The 17,598-nt window shown below is 64.1% G+C and carries 12 protein-coding genes; 5 read left to right on the top strand and 7 right to left on the bottom strand.

Annotation, left to right across the window (positions count from 1 at the left end; all coding sequences use genetic code 11):
* Positions 1-26: 26 nt before the first annotated feature.
* Positions 27-221: a YqaE/Pmp3 family membrane protein gene (locus V7S54_RS12360; protein ID WP_065376351.1), complete on the bottom strand. Its 195-nt coding sequence runs from the start codon at positions 219-221 to the stop codon at positions 27-29.
* Between the two features lie 157 nt (positions 222-378).
* Between V7S54_RS12360 and V7S54_RS12355 the strand changes: the two genes are divergently transcribed.
* The 5 genes from V7S54_RS12355 to V7S54_RS12335 all read left to right on the top strand — a co-directional run bounded on the left by V7S54_RS12355 (position 379) and on the right by V7S54_RS12335 (position 5,538).
* Complete coding sequence (locus V7S54_RS12355; RefSeq protein ID WP_065376350.1) at positions 379-1,053, top strand: phosphoribosylanthranilate isomerase; 675 nt, start codon at positions 379-381, stop codon at positions 1,051-1,053.
* Positions 1,050-2,270, top strand: coding sequence for a tryptophan synthase subunit beta (trpB, locus tag V7S54_RS12350; protein ID WP_065376349.1), 1,221 nt, complete (start codon positions 1,050-1,052; stop codon positions 2,268-2,270). Before V7S54_RS12355 ends, trpB begins: the two co-directional genes overlap by 4 nt.
* A 4-nt stretch (positions 2,271-2,274) precedes the next feature.
* Complete coding sequence (gene trpA / locus V7S54_RS12345; protein WP_058327475.1) at positions 2,275-3,114, top strand: tryptophan synthase subunit alpha; 840 nt, start codon at positions 2,275-2,277, stop codon at positions 3,112-3,114.
* Between the two features lie 50 nt (positions 3,115-3,164).
* Positions 3,165-4,079, top strand: coding sequence for an acetyl-CoA carboxylase, carboxyltransferase subunit beta (accD, locus tag V7S54_RS12340; RefSeq protein WP_065376348.1), 915 nt, complete (start codon positions 3,165-3,167; stop codon positions 4,077-4,079).
* 115 nt (positions 4,080-4,194) lie between these two features.
* Positions 4,195-5,538: a bifunctional folylpolyglutamate synthase/dihydrofolate synthase gene (locus tag V7S54_RS12335; protein ID WP_065376347.1), complete on the top strand. Its 1,344-nt coding sequence runs from the start codon at positions 4,195-4,197 to the stop codon at positions 5,536-5,538.
* A gap of 99 nt (positions 5,539-5,637) precedes the next feature.
* Here V7S54_RS12335 and trxA read toward each other — a convergent pair whose 3' ends face one another.
* From trxA to V7S54_RS12305, 6 genes are all read right to left on the bottom strand, one after another.
* Positions 5,638-5,961: a thioredoxin gene (gene trxA, locus V7S54_RS12330; protein ID WP_057252049.1), complete on the bottom strand. Its 324-nt coding sequence runs from the start codon at positions 5,959-5,961 to the stop codon at positions 5,638-5,640.
* A gap of 86 nt (positions 5,962-6,047) precedes the next feature.
* Positions 6,048-9,614, bottom strand: coding sequence for a double-strand break repair helicase AddA (gene addA / locus V7S54_RS12325; protein ID WP_065376346.1), 3,567 nt, complete (start codon positions 9,612-9,614; stop codon positions 6,048-6,050).
* Positions 9,604-12,792 carry a double-strand break repair protein AddB gene (gene addB / locus V7S54_RS12320; RefSeq protein ID WP_065376345.1) on the bottom strand — a complete coding sequence of 1,063 codons (3,189 nt, stop codon included), beginning with the start codon at positions 12,790-12,792 and terminating at the stop codon, positions 9,604-9,606. The genes addA and addB overlap by 11 nt, the downstream gene beginning before the upstream one ends.
* Positions 12,789-13,520, bottom strand: a complete 732-nt coding sequence (locus V7S54_RS12315) for a nucleotidyltransferase family protein (protein ID WP_065376344.1) — start codon at positions 13,518-13,520, stop codon at positions 12,789-12,791. The genes addB and V7S54_RS12315 overlap by 4 nt, the downstream gene beginning before the upstream one ends.
* A gap of 10 nt (positions 13,521-13,530) precedes the next feature.
* Positions 13,531-15,042, bottom strand: a complete 1,512-nt coding sequence (gene tsaE / locus V7S54_RS12310; protein ID WP_065376397.1) for a tRNA (adenosine(37)-N6)-threonylcarbamoyltransferase complex ATPase subunit type 1 TsaE — start codon at positions 15,040-15,042, stop codon at positions 13,531-13,533.
* On the bottom strand, positions 15,042-17,522 hold the full coding sequence (locus V7S54_RS12305) for a PAS domain-containing sensor histidine kinase (RefSeq protein WP_065376343.1): 2,481 nt from the start codon (positions 17,520-17,522) through the stop codon (positions 15,042-15,044). Before V7S54_RS12305 ends, tsaE begins: the two co-directional genes overlap by 1 nt.
* Between the last annotated feature and the right edge of the window lie 76 nt (positions 17,523-17,598).

The following is a 17,598-nucleotide window of genomic DNA, read 5'->3' as shown; positions in this document are numbered from 1 at the left end:
CAGGCGGAGACGACCTTACCTGCGTGTCATGCGCGGTAGCGCAGAGCGTCGCGGATCTTCTCGTCGGTCTTGTATTGGCTGAGCGCATAGACCGACCAGATCGCTGCCGGAACCCAACCGATCAGGGTGAGCTGCAGGATCAGGCAGATGAGGCCGGCAAAGGGACGGCCGATCGTGAAAAACTGCAGCCAGGGCAGGATTAGCGCGAGCAACAGGCGCATCAGTCTCTCCATTGTGGTAAAATGCATATGGTGAAAGATCGCCTGTGGCGCAAGGGGCGCAACAGCCGTCGGGACATCGTTGCGGGGGCGCTGGCTGGCGCTTCGCGCGTCGGTTTTTGGCTCGACTCGCGCGACATTTCATGCAAGGTCGCTTCTCATGAAAACCGAAGTGAAGATATGCGGGCTGAAGACCGCGGAAGCGGTTGAGCGCGCTGTCGCGCTCGGTGCATCCCATACCGGCTTCATCTTTTTTCCAAAGAGCCCCAGGAACATCGAGCCTGACGATGCCGGCCGTCTGGCAGACCGCATTCGCGGTCAGGCAAAGATCGTCGCGGTCACGGTCGATGCCGACAATGACGAGCTTGACGAGATCGTTTCGGCACTCAACCCGGATATCCTGCAGCTTCACGGCAGCGAAGATCCCGAACGGCTGCTGACGGTCAAGGCGATGTATGGGCTTCCTGTCATGAAGGCCCTTTCGGTGCGCGATGCATCGGACCTCGAAAAGATCGACGCCTATGTCGGCATCGCCGATCGCTTCCTCTTTGATGCCAAGCCGCCTCAAGGTTCCGATTTGCCCGGTGGCAACGGCGTCTCCTTTGACTGGAAGCTGCTCGACGCGCTTGACGGAAGCGTCGATTACATGCTTTCCGGTGGTCTCAACGCCAGTAACATTGGCGAGGCCATGGCGCAGACCCGCGCCCGCGCCATCGATATCTCCTCCGGCGTCGAGAGCGCGCCGGGCGTCAAGGATCTGAAGCTCATGGAATCGTTTTTCAATGCCGTTCGCCAGGCGGAGGCGGGCATGCCACGGTCAGGGAGCAGGACGTGAACCAGGCGCCAAAGTTGAATTCTTTCCGGGGCGGTCCCGACGAGGACGGCCGTTTCGGCATTTTTGGCGGCCGCTTCGTGGCCGAGACATTGATGCCCCTGATCCTCGACCTGCAGGACGAGTGGAACAAGGCAAAGGACGACCCGGCTTTCAAGGCGGAACTGGCGCATCTCGGCGCCCATTATATCGGCCGGCCGAGCCCGCTCTATTTTGCCGAGCGGCTGACGGCCGAGCTCGGCGGCGCCAAGATCTATTTCAAGCGTGAAGAGCTGAACCACACCGGCTCGCACAAGATCAACAACTGCATCGGCCAGATCCTGCTGGCCAAGCGCATGGGCAAGACGCGCATTATCGCCGAAACCGGTGCCGGCCAGCACGGCGTCGCCTCGGCGACCGTCGCCGCACGCTTCGGCCTGCCTTGCGTCGTCTACATGGGCGCGACCGACGTCGAGCGCCAGGCGCCGAACGTTTTCCGCATGAAGCTGCTCGGTGCCGAGGTGAAGCCGGTAACCGCCGGCAGCGGCACGCTCAAGGATGCGATGAACGAGGCACTGCGTGACTGGGTCACCAATGTCGACAACACTTACTATCTGATCGGTACGGCCGCCGGCCCGCATCCCTATCCGGAAATGGTCCGCGATTTCCAGGCGGTCATCGGCCAGGAAGCCAAGGAACAGATGCTCGCCACCGAAGGTCGGCTGCCGGATCTCGTCGTTGCTGCCGTTGGCGGTGGCTCCAACGCGATCGGCATCTTCCATCCGTTCCTTGATGATGAAAGCGTCAAGATCGTCGGCGTCGAAGCCGGCGGCAAAGGCATCGAGGGCGACGAGCATTGCGCGTCGATCACCGCCGGTTCGCCGGGCGTGCTGCATGGCAACCGCACCTATCTGCTGCAGGATGGCGACGGCCAGATCAAGGAAGGCCATTCGATTTCTGCCGGCCTCGACTATCCCGGCATCGGCCCGGAACATGCCTGGCTGAACGATGTCGGCCGCGTCGAATACGTGCCGATCATGGACCACGAAGCGCTCGAGGCGTTCCAGACGCTGACCCGCCTCGAGGGCATCATTCCGGCGCTCGAGCCGTCGCATGCGCTTGCCGAGGTCATCAAGCGCGCACCGAAGATGGGCAAGGACGAGATCATCCTGATGAACCTCTCCGGCCGCGGCGACAAGGACATCTTCACCGTCGGCAAGTTACTGGGAATGGGGCTGTAAGATCATGACCGCACGCATGGACAAGAGATTTGCCGATGTGGCGGCCGAGGGACGGCCGGTCCTCGTCACCTATTTCATGGCCGGTGATCCGGATTTCGAGACGTCGCTCTCGATCATGAAGGCGTTGCCGAAGGCCGGCGCCGACGTCATCGAACTCGGCATGCCCTTCTCTGACCCGATGGCCGATGGCCCGGCCATCCAGCTTGCCGGTCAACGCGCGCTGAAGGGCGGCCAGACGCTTGCCAAGACGCTCGAGATCGCACGCCGCTTCCGCGAGGACGACCAGCGCACGCCGATCGTGCTGATGGGCTACTATAATCCGATCTATATCTACGGCGTCGACCGCTTCCTAACAGATGCGCTTGCCGCCGGCATCGACGGCCTGATCGTCGTCGACCTGCCGCCGGAGATGGACGACGAGCTCTGCATCCCGGCGCTTGCGAAGGGCATCAACTTCATTCGCCTGGCGACGCCGACCACGGACGACCGTCGCCTGCCGAAGGTGCTCGAAAACACCTCCGGTTTCGTCTATTACGTATCGATGAACGGCATCACCGGTTCGGCTCTGCCCGATCCGTCGTTGATTGCCGGCGCTGTCGGCCGTATCAAGGCGCACACCAACCTGCCGGTTTGCGTCGGTTTCGGCGTCAAGACGGCGGAGCATGCAAGGGCCATCGGAGCATCCGCCGATGGCGTGGTCGTCGGTACGGCGATCGTCAACCAGATCGCGTCGAGCCTGACCGAAGAGGGCAAGGCGACGGACGCGACGGTTCCGGGTGTTGAAGCGCTGGTCAGAGGGCTCTCGGCAGGCGTGCGGTCCGCACGCCTCGCAGCAGCCGAATAATTGCCTATATTAGCGCGCACAACCCGAAGGAAATCTTCAGGAGTTACTAAGTGAACTGGATCACAAACTACGTTCGGCCGAAGATCAACTCGATGCTGGGCCGCCGGGAGGTTCCGGAAAATCTCTGGATCAAGTGCCCGGAAACCGGCGAGATGGTGTTCCACCGCGATCTCGAAGAAAACAAATGGGTCATCCCGCAGTCCGGCTTCCACATGAAGATGCCGGCCAAGGCCCGGCTGAAGGACCTGTTTGACGGCGGCATCTATGAAGCGTTTCCGCAGCCGAAGGTTGCTCAGGACCCGCTGAAGTTCCGCGATTCCAAGAAGTACTCCGACCGTCTGCGCGACAGCCGCGCGAAGACCGAGCTCGAAGACACGATCGTCGCCGGTCTCGGCCGCGTTCAGGGCGTCAAGCTCGTCGCCGTCGTGCACGAGTTCAACTTCATTGGCGGTTCGCTCGGCATGGCTGCCGGCGAGGCGATCATCAAGGCCTTCGAAAGGGCGATCGCGGAGAAGTGCCCGCTGGTCATCTTCCCGGCATCGGGCGGCGCCCGCATGCAGGAAGGCATCCTGTCGCTGATGCAGCTGCCGCGTACCACGGTTGCCGTCAACATGCTGAAGGAAGCCGGTCTTCCCTATATCGTCGTGCTCACCAACCCGACGACCGGTGGCGTCACCGCATCCTATGCGATGCTTGGCGATATCCATATGGCCGAGCCTGGCGCCGAAATCGGCTTTGCCGGCAAGCGCGTGATCGAGCAGACTCTGCGCGAGAAGCTGCCGGAAGGTTTTCAGACGTCTGAATACTTGCTGGAGCACGGCATGGTCGACATGGTGGTCAAACGCCATGATCTGCCGTCGACGCTTGCCCGGGTCCTGAAGATACTGATGAAGAAGCCGGCGGAAGCCTCGAAGCTCAACGGCGGCACGCAGCCGGCTGCCTTGCCGGTCGCGGCAAGCGCTTAAAGGCAATTCCGGGAAAAGCGTGAGCCGATTTTCCCGCAGTTGCGCAGAACAAGAATGAACATCTCCGCCAGACCGGAGATGTTTGGCAGTCAAGCTTGTCGGGTCGGGGTGAGAGATGACAGCGGTGGAAGCCAGCGAAGCGGGCTATGAGATCGAAAAACTCCTTGCCCTCCACCCCAAGGGGTTCGACCTGTCGCTGGACAGGATCACCCGGCTGCTCGCCGCGCTCGGCAACCCGCAGGACCGCCTGCCACCGGTGATCCATGTCGCCGGCACCAATGGCAAGGGTTCGGCAACCGCGTTTTCGCGGGCGATCCTGGAAGCGGCCGGTCTCAGCGTTCACGTCCACACGTCGCCGCATCTCGTCAATTGGCACGAGCGCTATCGACTCGGCGTCAAGGGCGGCAAGGGACGGCTCGTCAGCGACCCCGTTCTGGCCGATGCCGTGCGTCGCGTCGCCGAAGCCAATGGCGGCGAGAAGATCACCGTCTTCGAAATCCTGACCGCCGTCACCTTCCTTCTCTTTGCCGAGCACCCGGCCGATGTCGCGATCATCGAGGTTGGCCTCGGCGGCCGCTTCGACGCGACCAATGTCATTGCTCGACCGGCCGTATCCGTCATCATGCCGATCTCGCTCGATCACCAGGCCTATCTCGGCGATCGGGTGGAACTGATCGCTGCGGAAAAAGCCGGTATCATGAAGCGCGGCTGCTCCGTCGTGATCGGTCAGCAGGAAGAAGAGGCTGCGCGCGATGTGCTGATCTCGACGGCCGAGCGGCTCGGTTGCCCGATGTTCGTCTATGGCCAGGACTTCATGGCGCATGAGGAATTCGGCCGCCTTGTCTATCAGGACGAAAGCGGTCTCGCCGATCTGCCGCTTCCGAAGCTGCCGGGACGGCACCAATACGCCAATGCCGCCGCGGCCATTCGCGCGGTGCGGGCTGCGGGCTTCGACGTTTCGGAGGCGGCGATCGAGAAGGGGCTTGCCGGCGTCGAGTGGCCCGGGCGCCTGCAGCGCCTGACCAGCGGCAAGCTTACGCGTTACGGCCCCGCCGATGCGGAAATCTGGGTCGACGGCGGCCATAATCCGGGTGCCGGCCAGGTGATCGCCGAAGCGATGGCGACCTTCGAAGAACGCGAATCGCGACCCTTGTTCCTGATCATCGGCATGATCAACACCAAGGATCCGGTCGGCTATTTCCGGGCGTTTGTGGATCTTGCCGAACAGGTCTTCACCGTTCCGATCCGTGGTTCCGATGCAGGTCTTGATCCGGTGGCGCTTGCAAGCGACGCGGCTGCTATCGGATTTGAGGCTTCGGCTGTCTCTTCCGTCGCCGAAGCGCTGACGATCGTTGCCAATCTGGTCGATGAGGATCCGGCGCCGCCGCGCATCCTGATCGGCGGCTCGCTCTATCTGGTGGGCGACGTTCTCGCCGACAACGGTACGCCGCCGAAGTGATCCGGAGGTGGCGACGCCGCCATTCCGACAACAGCCAAGTTCAAGACAAGAAAAAAGCCCGGCATGCCGGGCTTTCTGCTGCGGTAGTTAGCGAAGGTCTTAGGCGACCGCCGTGGAGATCCACGAGGAAAGGGCCGTCTTCGGTGCAGCGCCAACCTTGATGTCGGCGACTTCGCCGGCCTTGAACATGGCGAGCGTCGGGATCGAGCGAACGCCGTACTGGGCAGCCAGTTCCGGGTTTTCGTCGATGTTGAGCTTGACGACCTTGACCTTGCCGGCGAGCTCGTTCGAGATTTCCTCGAGGCTCGGCGCGATCATCTTGCACGGGCCGCACCATTCAGCCCAGAAATCGACAACCACCGGCTCGGCGGAGTTCAGCACTTCCTGCTGAAAATTGGACGTATCGACCTTTACAGTAGCCATAGGCTGCTCCTTGCGTTCGGAATGGCAGTATCCAGATGTTGTGTCTCATGTGAGATGGCACCGCTGGATTTTCAATATCGGGTATCTCACTTTGTCGCGAGGTCTTCAAGGCTCCTGTCGAGCGCCTGATCCGTAACCACGTGGATTGCCGGTCCTTCGGTGAAGATCAGCACGCATCGGAATGCGTGCCCGGGATAGAGCGGCCGCAACAGCTCGCGATAGATCGCAAGCTGTGCCCTGTAGGCGAAGGGTATGTCACCCTGCGAAGCCGGCACCTGCCGGTTCGTCTTGAAATCGGCAATGGTCACGATCCCGTCGCTGACGGCGAGCCGGTCGATGCGGCCGGAAACCGCGTGGTCGCGCGTGCCGAGGGTCAGCGTGCCCATGACCGAGACTTCGGCGCGGCTGCCGACCGAGAAGAGCGCCTTCAGATCGGGATGGTCGAGGACATTCTCGACAGCGTCAATCAGCGCGGCGCGCTGCTCCGGCGACCAGCGAGGCACCGAACGCACGAGATAGCGCTCGGCCGCGGCGCGGCGATCATTGCCCGCAATGGAGGGCAGGACCTGCAGCAGGCGGTGCAGGATGGCACCGCGCAACATCGAGAGATTTGCCGGTGCCTTCTCTGAAAACAGCGCGGATCCGACGAGCCCGTCGCCGTCGTCCTCGTCGATGGCGATACCGACGCCGGAGGGGCTGAGCGGCCGCGGCAGCCGCTTTTGCGGCGGCAGCGGTGTCGAAAGGGCCTTCGGCAGGCCGGAGGCCGGGCGGCTTGCGTCCGCCGAGGGCGCTTCCTTGGAGGGAAGGTCGCGCTCGAGCTGCTTCTCGCGCCAGGCATGGCCGGACCACTCCTCGCCGCCGGCGTGAAAGGTCTTCGGGTGGCCGCGACCATTTTCGTCCCCGGCAAGGCTCGCCTGAACCATAGCATGCCATGTTTCGGCGACGGCCCGCTGTCCGCGATAGCCACAGACGATCAGGCGGTCGGCGGCGCGGGTCATGCCGACATAGAGCAGGCGTCGATACTCTTCCTCGGCGAGCATCTTCAGACGATCGCTGTCGGCGGTCACGAGCGTGTTCGATTCCGAGCCCGGCGCGCGCCACACCGGCAACGGCAGGACGGTGCCATCCCGTTGAGCGAGTTCGAGGAAGCGGAGGGAAGGGACATGCTGGTTGCTGAACGGCGCACCGCCGCCGTCGACGAGGAAGACGACCGGCGCTTCGAGACCCTTGGCGGCGTGCACCGTCATGATCCGGACTTCGTCGCGTTCCTTGTCTTGCTCGCGCTTGACCGTCGGCGCTTCCATTTCCAGCGTCGAAACGAAGGCCTGCAGCCCCGGGAGGCCGCTTCTTTCCTGATCGAGGGCGAAGGTGAGGAACTCGTCAAGAATGTCGCTGACCTCGGTGCCGAGCCGCGCCAGGAAGGCCGCCCGGCCGCCATGAACGCCAAGAATGCGGGCGTAGAAATCATGCGGAGCAAGCGCGTTCGCGAGCGCCACATAGCTTTTCAGCGCCCTTGCTGCCTGGTGGAACAGGATGCCCTCGGCCGCCTCGGCCTGGAGCCTCTGCCAGAGGCTCTCGCCTTCTTTGCGCCGCGCCGCGAGCTCGAACAGCGCGTCTTCGCCGAGATTGAACAGCGGGCTTTTCAAGAGCGCGGCGAGTGACAGGTCGTCCTGCGGCAAGAGGACGAAGCGCCCGAGTGCGAGCAGGTCCTGAACGGCAATATGCTTGGTGAGCACCAGGCGGTCGGCGCCGGCGACCGGAATGTTGTTGCGGCGCTTGAGCGCCCGGGTCAGCGCATTGACGAAGGCGTCACGCTTGCGGACCAGCACGATCACGTCGCCGGGACGCATCGGCCGGCGAATACCCTTCTCGACGATCGTTTCCTTGCCGATCCAGCTCTCCAGGACGCCGGCGATCCGGCGAGCGAGGATGTTGACGGGCGCGCTCTCCGGCGTCGCGTCGAAGGCTGCCGTCCATTCTTCGTCCGTGTCCATCGGTTCGGCGGCAATTACGTCCCAGATATCGACGGCGCCGGGGTGGCCGATACGGTTCGAGGCATGAACGACGGGCTCGTTGCGGGCGCTGAGGCCCCGTGCATGCGCCGGATTGGCGAAGACCGTATCGACGGCCGAAAGCACGTCGACGGTCGAGCGGAAGGAGAGCTGCAGACGGATGGGCTCGAAGGCCTTGCCGCCGTCGCGCACCCGCCGTTCCGTTTCCTGGCTCTCACGCGAGAACCGTTCCGGTCGCGCGCCCTGGAAGGAGTAGATCGACTGTTTCTCGTCGCCGACGGCGAACATGGTGCGGTTGGCGCCACGGGCGCTTTCGCCGGAGAAGAAGTCAGCCGCCAGCGCCTGGATGATGGTCCATTGCGCCGGGCTGGTATCCTGGGCCTCGTCGACGAGGATATGGTCGATGCCCTGGTCGAGCTTGTAGTGGACCCAGGCGCTGACATCGCCGCGGGCAAAGAGCGCCGCCGTGCGGTTGATCAGATCCTCGAAATCGAGCTGGCTGCGTCGCCGTTTGAGTTCCTCGTAGTCGACGTTGAGCCGTTCGGCGAGGGTCAGAGCTGCCAGCGTCGCCTCGAACATCCTGAGAATGCTGATGTGATCGATACAGGCGACGACATGGCGGTAGGCTTCGTCCACCAGGTCTATGAGATCGGGTGCCGCCTGCTGCATCGCCCTGTTGAGGAAGGCGGATTGTGCCCGGGGTTTGCCGGTGCCGGTGAAGAACAAATGCCTGAGACCGTCATAACGTGCGCCCAAGTCCGTGAGCTTGGAGACGGTCCGAAGTCCCTCGGCAAACTCCAGAACCTTCGTTCCACCGACGCTTGTGGCGAGAGAGAAGTAACGTTCCAGGGATGCACCGTTCAGGCCCGCCAACGGCCAGATCGCAGCCATTGCGCTGTCGACGCTTTCATCCGGCGCCAGCTTCAGGGCCCGGCGCAACTCGGCCTCGGTGCGGCCGAGCGCGTCGGCATGTTCGAGAAAGGTCTGGATCGCGGTGCGGTTCTCGACGATCGCTGCCAGCAGTTTTTCAAGGCCGGTATCATCGGCGAGGTCGAGCACCGTGGCGAAGGCGCGCGCCAGTTCCGGATCGTCCTTGGCCGCCGTTGCCGTCAGCAGCATGCGGCGCGCATCGGCAAGCAGTACGGCGGCAGCGCGGTCGTCGAGAACAGAGAAATGTCCGGCGACGTTGGCTTCCAGTGGAAACTGATGCAGCAGCGCCTCGCAGAAGGCGTGGATCGTCTGGATCTTGAGGCCGCCGGGCGTCTCGAGCGCCCGGGCGAACAGGCGCCGCGCCTCCTGCAGCTTCAACAGACCAGGTCGCGCACCCTCGATCGCCTCGATCCGTTCTTCGAGCGTCGCGTCGTCGAGCGTTACCCATTCGGCCAGTCGTTCGAAGACGCGGTTCGACATTTCGGATGCCGCCGCCTTGGTATAGGTCAGGCAGAGGATCGCCGACGGCCGGCAGCCGGCGAGCAGCAGCCGGATCACCCGTTGGGTCAGCACATGTGTCTTGCCGGATCCGGCATTGGCCGAAACCCAGGCGGAGCGTTCGGGATCGGAGGCAAGCGATTGCCGACGCGAGGTCCAGTCGAGCCAGGCTTGCGGCGTCGCCTGTTCGGGGCCGAGGCTGTCATCCCTCATCGCCGTCCTCCTCCTCGCTATCGGCCGTCGACCATTCGGCAACGCGCGCCAAATGGTCGTATTCGCCCCCGTATTCGCGCTCTTTTTGAACAATCACGCGGGATGCAAAACCATGCTTGCCCGAAAGCAGCGCACTCAGGAGCTTTCTGAGCTCGGTGAGGGATTCATCCGCAAGCTGGTCGGCAGATTTGGTTTCCTTCGCCTTGCTGCCCTCGTTGTTCACGGTCTCCTGCTTGAAACGCGATCCGGGCTTCAGCCGGACATAGAGCAGCGATTGGGGATGGCTCGGAGGCACATCCTTGAAGGCGCCGGCCTTGAGGGCGGCCGCTTCAAGGGCAAGCTGCGGGTCGAGCAGCACACGGGCTTCCTTGACCGATGGGCTGGAACCGGTCTTGTAGTCGATGATCTCCACGCTGCCGTCGGTCAGTGTATCGAGCCGGTCGGCAATGCCCGTCAGCCGCATGTCGGCGACGCCGAGCTCCATCGATGCCGGAGCTTCCGTGCGCGAGCGGCGGATAAAGCGTGCGCGGTCCCGCTCCCACTTGATGAAAGCCAAGCCGACGGCGGCGAAGCGCGGCCGCCAGATCGTGTCGATATGTGTGGGCAGCCGCGCCTCGTCGAAAGCCTCGTTCAGCAGCCGATGCATGGCCTCTTCGGCCGCGGGCGACATGAGGTCGAAGCCGCCGCGAACAAAGCGCTCGACGATCTGGTGATAGAGCGTGCCGCGCTCGGCCGGACCGGGATCGCTGTTGAACGGCAGCAGCGGATGCAGGCGAAGAATGCGCCGGGCGTAGATCGCGTAGGGGTCGCGCCTCAGCCGCGAGACTTCGCTGAAGGAATATTTGCGCGGCTGCAGGTCCGCCGGCGGCTTGGGCGCAGGGCGTTCGGCAAGCGGTTGCCGCCCTCCGTCGTCGAGCATCCGGGCCCAGGCCAGATAGTCGGCGCCATTGACCTGCAAGGCCGCAGTCAGCCGTTCGCCGCCAAGCGCGAGCAGTCGCTGTAGCCAGCGCGAGGCAACGGTGGGTGCTGCGCCCTGGCGCATCGAGCGGGTGAAGATCAGTCGCCGTGTGCCGCAGGCCATCTGGAAGTCATGCGCGAGCTGGCCGATGCGCCGCTCGGGGGGCTCGAGACCGATGCCCGTCTTCATCGTGCGCGACAGGAACGGGTCGTTGGCGGTCTGGCCCGGCCAATTGCCCTCGTTCATGGCGCCGAGCACCACAAGATCCATGCTCTGCAGGCGTGATTCCAGCGCGCCGAAGATGAAGACCCGCGGATGGCGCATGGACCGCGGCTTGACTGCGGCACCTGCAGCAAGCGCCTCCATGACGTCGCACCATTGCGGCCCATCCGCCGTCATCTGGCCATCGGTTTCGATGATGCCGCGAAGCAGGGTCGCCAGCGTATCGGCCGCCTCGCCGGACCAGAGCCCACCGAGATCGCCGCGCTCGTCGGCCGAGGCCGCTTCCAGCGCCTGGCCGGTGCGTGTTGCCCAGTCGGCAAAGGTGAATTCCTCCGAGAACACGCGGCTGCCGTCTTTGCTGCGCGTGAGCGCGGAAGCGAGCGGCGCCACCGCGAGACCGATCTTGATCGCCAGATCGCGTGCTGCGTGAAGTTCTTCGGCGCCGATGCCGGCACGCCATTCTGGCGGGTGGCGATCGATCTTGTGGCCGGCAATGGCCGCATCGAGCAACGGTTCCAGGGCGAGGATATCGACGGCTGCGGTGCTGCCGCGCAGCGCCATGCGTTCGAGCGCGTCGGCGCCCTGGCGCATCTCATCACGCGCAAGCCCGAAGCGCGCCAGCGGGTGCTTGAGCAGTGCGACAAGGGGCACGGGATCGCCGGGGCGCAGGCTTGCCTCCAGAAGCAAGCGCATGAAGCTGCCCTGAGGCGTAGAAGACAGCGGCGTGCCGGCGGAATCGTCGGCTTCGATGCCGAAACGGGCGAGCTCGGCGCCGACCCGTCGCGCGAGATTTCGGTCGGGCGTGATCAGCGCCGCCTGGCTATCCTCACTACCTTCCAGCGCAAGCCGTAGCGCAACGGCAATCGCTGCCGCCTCCTCGCGCTCGTTGGCGGTTTCGATGAGAGCTGCATCCCCGAAGGCAGCGCGCAGCAATTCGCCGTCGAGTTCGCTGCGCATTTCGGTCCAGGCATTGGTGGCCTTTGCCGGCAAAAGGGCGTGAGAGAGGATCGTTGCGCGGAAATCGAGGTCGGTTTCGGCGCCGGCTAGCGTGCCCACATCCGAGCGGATGACGCCCATGCGCTTCAGCAGCCTGTAGAAGCCGTATTGCGGGTGGCTGCGGCTTGCCGGGTCCGGCCTGCCGTCAAGTGCGGCGTCAGCTACGATCATGTCCCATTCGGCATCGCTCATCGTCTGGTCGAGACCAGGCAGCACGATCGTGCCGTTCCGAAGCTTCTGCACCGCGGCAATCAGCGCGGCCGTCGCGGGAATGGAACCGGTCGAACCGGCGATGATGATCGGCCCTTCGATCTTGCCGTCGGCGATACGCTGCGTTTCGGCCTGAAGGATGGCGTTGCGGTGGCGTGCGGGCGAGGATTGCTTGAGTTCCTCCAGCCGCTCCGGCCAGTAGGTTCGGGCAATCTTGAGGAATTCGAGCGTCAGCTGCCACCAGAGCGCATGCTCGCCGGCATCGAGACGGTCGAGTTGATCCCAGTCCAGCTCTTCCGTTTCCATTGCATCGATGAGATCGGCAAGATTGCGTGCGAGCCAGATCGCATCGGCCGGGCTTGCCGGCGCGATCAGCGGGCTTTCCGCATGGATGTCGAGCACCACCTTCGGCAGGCGGTTGCGCCAGGCCAGGATAAGCCGGCCAAGCTCGATCAGCCGTGCCGTGCCCGGCAGCGGCGGCGCGAGATCGAGGATCGCCGGTACTTCGGCGTCGAAGAAGCCACTGTCATCATCGGTCTCGCCGAGCGCCTTGATGGTGGGCAGGATGGTGGAGCGGCCGCCGAGCAGGTCGACGAATTCGGATCTGAGCACACGGGCCGAACGCCGCGTCGGCACGAAGATCGTGACGCCGGAAAGCGGCAGGGGATCGGCCGCATCGTAGCGGAAGTCCGGGGTCAGGCTACCGTCGCAAAGCTTGTCGGCGAGCGTCTTCAGGAAGGGGAGGCCAGGCGGGATCGTGAAGACGTTGGACAGGCGGCCGCGCACGCTCATCCTCCCGGCTGGTGGCGGCGGATCGCCGCCTCCGCTTCGCCGATCGCGTCGGGCGTGCCAACCGTCATCCAGTGGCCATCGAGCAGGAGGCCGTGGAGGCGTCCCTTTTCGGCCGCGCGGTCGAAGTAGATGTTGAGATTGAAGGCGTCGTCCGGCGCGTCGGCAAAGAGCCGGGAGTGAAGCGCGATCGCGCCGGCATAGACCACCGGGTTCGGCAGACCTTCGGTGTATCGCGTCAGCTTGCCGTCGGCACCGAGCGAAAAGTCCTTCTTGCCGTTGTGACCGGTCGTGTCCTCATCGCGCACGCACAAGAGCAGCATGTCCATGCGGTCCGCATCGAAGGCTGCGGCCAGGCGCGTCAAATTGCTGGGCACGCCGACCGGTTCCCCGACCCAGAAAAGGTCGGCATTCATCACCAGTACGGGGCCTTCCGGCAGCAGTTTCAGGCCCTTGGCCAGGCCGCCGCCGGAATTCATCAGCGCATCGCGCTCGTCGGAAATCAGGATCTCCGGCCTTCTTCTCTGGCTGAGATGCCCTTCCATCTGGTCGGCGAAATGGTGCACGTTGACCGCGGCCGTGGTGACGCCGGCCTCTGCCAGAAGATCCAGTACGTAGTCGATCATCGGCTTACCCGCGATCTCAACGAGCGGCTTCGGCATGGTGTTGGTGATCGGGCGGAGCCGGGTGCCGAGGCCCGCGGCGAGCACCATCGCATTGCTGATCGACATTGCTTCTCTGTCAGTTCGCTGATTCGGAATCGAGGATTCCGGTCTTCATACACCAGTCGTGCAAGGGTTTCAGCGTATCATGTGTGAGCGCCGCCTGAAGATAGGCGAAAGTGCGGGGCATATGTTTCATGTAGCCGGGTTTGCCGTCCCGCTGCATCAGCCGCACCCAGATGCCGACGAGCTTGCAGTTGCGCTGCGCCGACATCAGATGCCAGTCGCGCAAGAACGTCGCCTCGTCGAAGCTGCCGCTTGCGTTCCGTTCGGCGAGATAGGTTTCCATCATCCGGTTGGCGAGCGGAGGCGCGACGGTGACGCGCGCGTCCTGCACCAGCGATGCCACGTCATAGGCCGTCGGGCCGATCATCGCGTCCTGGAAATCGATGAGGCCGATTCGGGCGAGACCCTGACGCTCTTCGCGCCAGATGATGTTGGGCGAATGGAAGTCCCGCAGCAGCAGGTTCGTCTCGGAGGTCTGGAGAAGATCGATCAGCCCGTCCCAGATCTCCCCATATTCACGCTTTTCGTCGTCGCTTACCGGCGCACCGCGTTTCCATGGCAGGTACCAGTCGGTCAAGAGCCGGGTCTCGATCTTCATCGCCGTCCGGTCGAAATCCGGAATGCGGTGGATGACCGCTTGGTCGACGCTGATCTCCCTGTCGGTCTGCTTGGCATGGAGACGGGCGAGCAGTCGCGCGCTCTCGATGTAGCGCTCGTCGATCGGCTGTCCGGCCGCGTCGAGAACGCCATCCGACCCAAGGTCCTCGATCAGCAGGATGCCCTGGTCGAGATCGCGGGCGTAGATCGTCGGCGCTGCAAAGCCGCGTGCAATGAGCAGCTGGTCGATCGCGACGAAGGGGACGACGTCTTCGGCGATATGCGCGAGCTGCTGGTAGTACTTGCCGTCCTGAAGGACAGGGCCGGGCTTGTGTCGTGGCGAATCCATCAGAATCCGGCTAACGGAACCGTCTGCCGGGTAAATGCGCTCATAGGCCCGGATCGACGCGTCGCCGCTCAGGTGCCGGCGCCGTGCGTTTGGCTGATCGTTCTGATCGAGGAAGTCGCGGATCGCCAGCGTGCGGGCGATGCGCTGCAGCTTTTCGTCCGGACCGGAAATTTCGACGCGGCGACCATCGCCTTCATGGGTGATGCTCAGCGTGATGCGGCTGGCGGGAAGAGCGTCGTCAGCCCGTTCCGGCCATTCGACGAGACAGACGCCTTGCGATAGCGCCTCGTCGAAGCCGAGTTCGTCCAGTTCGCTGGAATCAGCGAGTCGATAGAGATCGAAATGCGCGACCGGAATGCGCAGTTCGTAGGATTGGACCAGCGTAAAGGTCGGGCTGGGGACTTCCAGCCCGTCGTCATCGGCAAGCGCTCGAAGGAAGGCGCGCGCCAAGGTCGACTTGCCGGCCCCGAGATCACCCGAGAGCGCGACGCAGTCGCCGGGCTTCAGGGCCAGCGCCAGATCTTCGCCGAGCTCGATCGTTGCCGCCTCGTCCGCCAGGAAGCGCTCGATCGCCGGCATCATTCGGCCGCGACGATCGCCGGCACTTCGGCCGAGGGAATGCGGCAGGTCACTTCCGTGCCTTCGCCTTCCTTGCTGCGGATGGAGACGGTGCCGTGGTGCAGGCTGACGAAGCTCTCGACGATCGAAAGGCCGAGGCCTGCGCCGCCGCGCTGGCCGTAGCTTTCGAAGCGGTTGAACACTGTATCGAGCACGTCCTGCGGTATGCCGGGGCCGCTGTCCGAGACCGAGAAGATGAAGTCGCTGCCTTCGCGGCGGCACTTCAGGTCGATGGCGCTGCCATCGGGCGCAAAGTTTGCGGCATTGGTGAGCAGCTTGACGAAGATCTGCTTCAGCCGCTGCTGGTCGGCGACCATGCGGCCGAGATTGTCGGGGGCGGCGATCCTGAGGGTCACGCCGCTCTCGAGCAGCCGGTCGGCCATCTGGTGGGCAATATCATCGAGGAAGTCGGTGAGACTGATGTCGGACATGTCGAGTTGGACGATGCCGGCATCGACGGTCGCGAGATCCAGGATGTCGTTGACGATCGTCAGCAGCAGCGACGAGGATGTGGCGATGTGGTCGACATATTCCGCCTGCCGCTCGTTGAGATCGCCGAAAGCCGGCGTCTTCAGCAGGTCGGCGAAGCCGATGATGTTGGTGAGCGGCGAACGCAGTTCATAGGAAACGTGGTGCACGAAGTCGTTCTTCAGCGCATCCGCCTTGCGCAGCGCCTCGTTCTTTTCGGTGAGCGCGCGCTCGACCCGGACGCTGTCGGTGATGTTGACGAAGGTCAGCATCGTCTGCGCATTCGGCAGCGGGATGACAGCGTAGTCGAGGATCAGTCCGGTCCGAAGCTCAAGGATGCCGCGGCTTGAGGGCCGTTCGTCGTCGAAGCTGGTGATGATGTGGGTGAAACGCTTCCACCCGTCAGGCTGGTCGTAGGAGATGAGGCAGGCCTGCTCGATCGCCCGGATATGGGTGCCCGGCTTGGCTTCCGCCTCGCTGATGCCCCAGATCGCCCGGAACGCCGGGTTCGACAGGCGAATGCGGCCGTCGGGCCCGAACACGGCGACGCCTTCGGCGAGATGGTCGATCGTCTCGCCTTGAACCTGAACGAGCGTATTGTAGCGCGTTTCGAGATCGACCTTCTCGGTCAGGTTCTCGAACACCCAGGTGACCCCGCCCTGTGGGCGGGCGGTCGCGAAGACGCGCAGCGTCTGGCCGTTCGGCAGGTGCCAGAGGTCGCTCTGCGTGTCGAGCGCCTGATAGACGGAAAGCGCGGTGGCCTTCCACTGTTTCCAGTTGAGCTGCTCCGGCAGCTGGCCGCCGGCGCGCAGCCGGTCAAGCACCTCGCCGTTGTCGGGCTTGCGTTCGAGGAAGCCGATGTCGAGGTTCCACAGACGCTGGAAGGCCTGGTTGTAGAACTGCAGGCGCTGGTTGCCGTCGAAGATCGCGACGGGGGTCGCCAGATGATCGAGCGTTTCGGCATGGCTCTTGAGCGTCCGGTTGAGTTCCTCGCGCACGGCCTCGATGCCGGATACGTCGACGGCGACGCCGGCCGAACCGGCGAGGCTGCGCGCATCGACGACGTCGAAGAAGGTGCGGTTACCCCTGACGACGGTCGAAACCTTGTCACGGAACGGCGTGTCGAAGGTGGAGACGGCGCGGATCTTTTCGCGCGCGACGGTCGCGAGCAACTCGCGCCCTTCGGCGACGGCGACCGCGACATCAGGAGCCTCGACGGCATCCGCATAGGCCTCGTTGACCCAGGTGAGTGCGCCATCCGTGCCGCGCTGCCACACCGGCAGATCGATGGCGTCGAGAAGGGTGCGGAAGGAGACGAGCGCAGTATTGAGGCGGTCGTGCTCGAGCTTCAGCTCAGCGAGTTCCGCGCGCATATTGTTGAGAGCGATGAAGCGTACGAAAGCGCGCCCGCCCGAGACCCGTCCCTGGGCCTCCAGGACTTCGTTGCGCTGCGTTTCGAGCACCAGGTCGAAGCTGCGCGCCTGGGTGCGCAGCGCGTCGATCGCATTTTCCAGTTCCCCGGCGGAATGCGCCTTGATCCAGCGGCCGAAGGCCAGGAACTCGCGGTCGTCTGCCGGCGCGCCGGTTTCGGGCGGCAGCTGGCCGAGCAGCTCAGCCCGCTCGAGCAGCCCGTCCCAGACGACGATCCGGCGGTTCTTGTCCGCCACCAGTGCCTGATAGCGCGAGAGGCGCTGGTTGGCGTCCGACAGATCGGAGCGCAATTCGCGGTTCTCGGCTTCGATATTGCCACGCTGGCGAATCAGCCAGATCGCCGAAATCATCGCCGCGGAAACGACGCCGATGAGCACGGAGAAGGTAACCACCTCCGACGAGCCGAAGATGTTGGCCTTCTGCGGCGCGACCTGGGCGAGCGCATCTGTTGCTGCAAAGAGCGTGGTACCGGCCAGAAGGTGGCGCAGGAACTTCGGGCCCTTGCGGCGGGTGCCCGGAATAGCTGTTTGGTCTCTGTTCATGGCGCTGCCATCCCCGTCTGTCCGAAGGGTGCTGCCGGCCTTGTTGCGCCTTGCACAGTTCCATCGAGGCCCTGGT

It is taken from the genome of Ensifer sp. CCNWLY38 (assembly GCF_037120565.1).
GTDB lineage: Bacteria > Pseudomonadota > Alphaproteobacteria > Rhizobiales > Rhizobiaceae > Ensifer > Ensifer adhaerens_H.
Note: the sequence above shows the minus strand (reverse complement) of the source record. Positions and strands in the feature narration are given on the sequence as shown.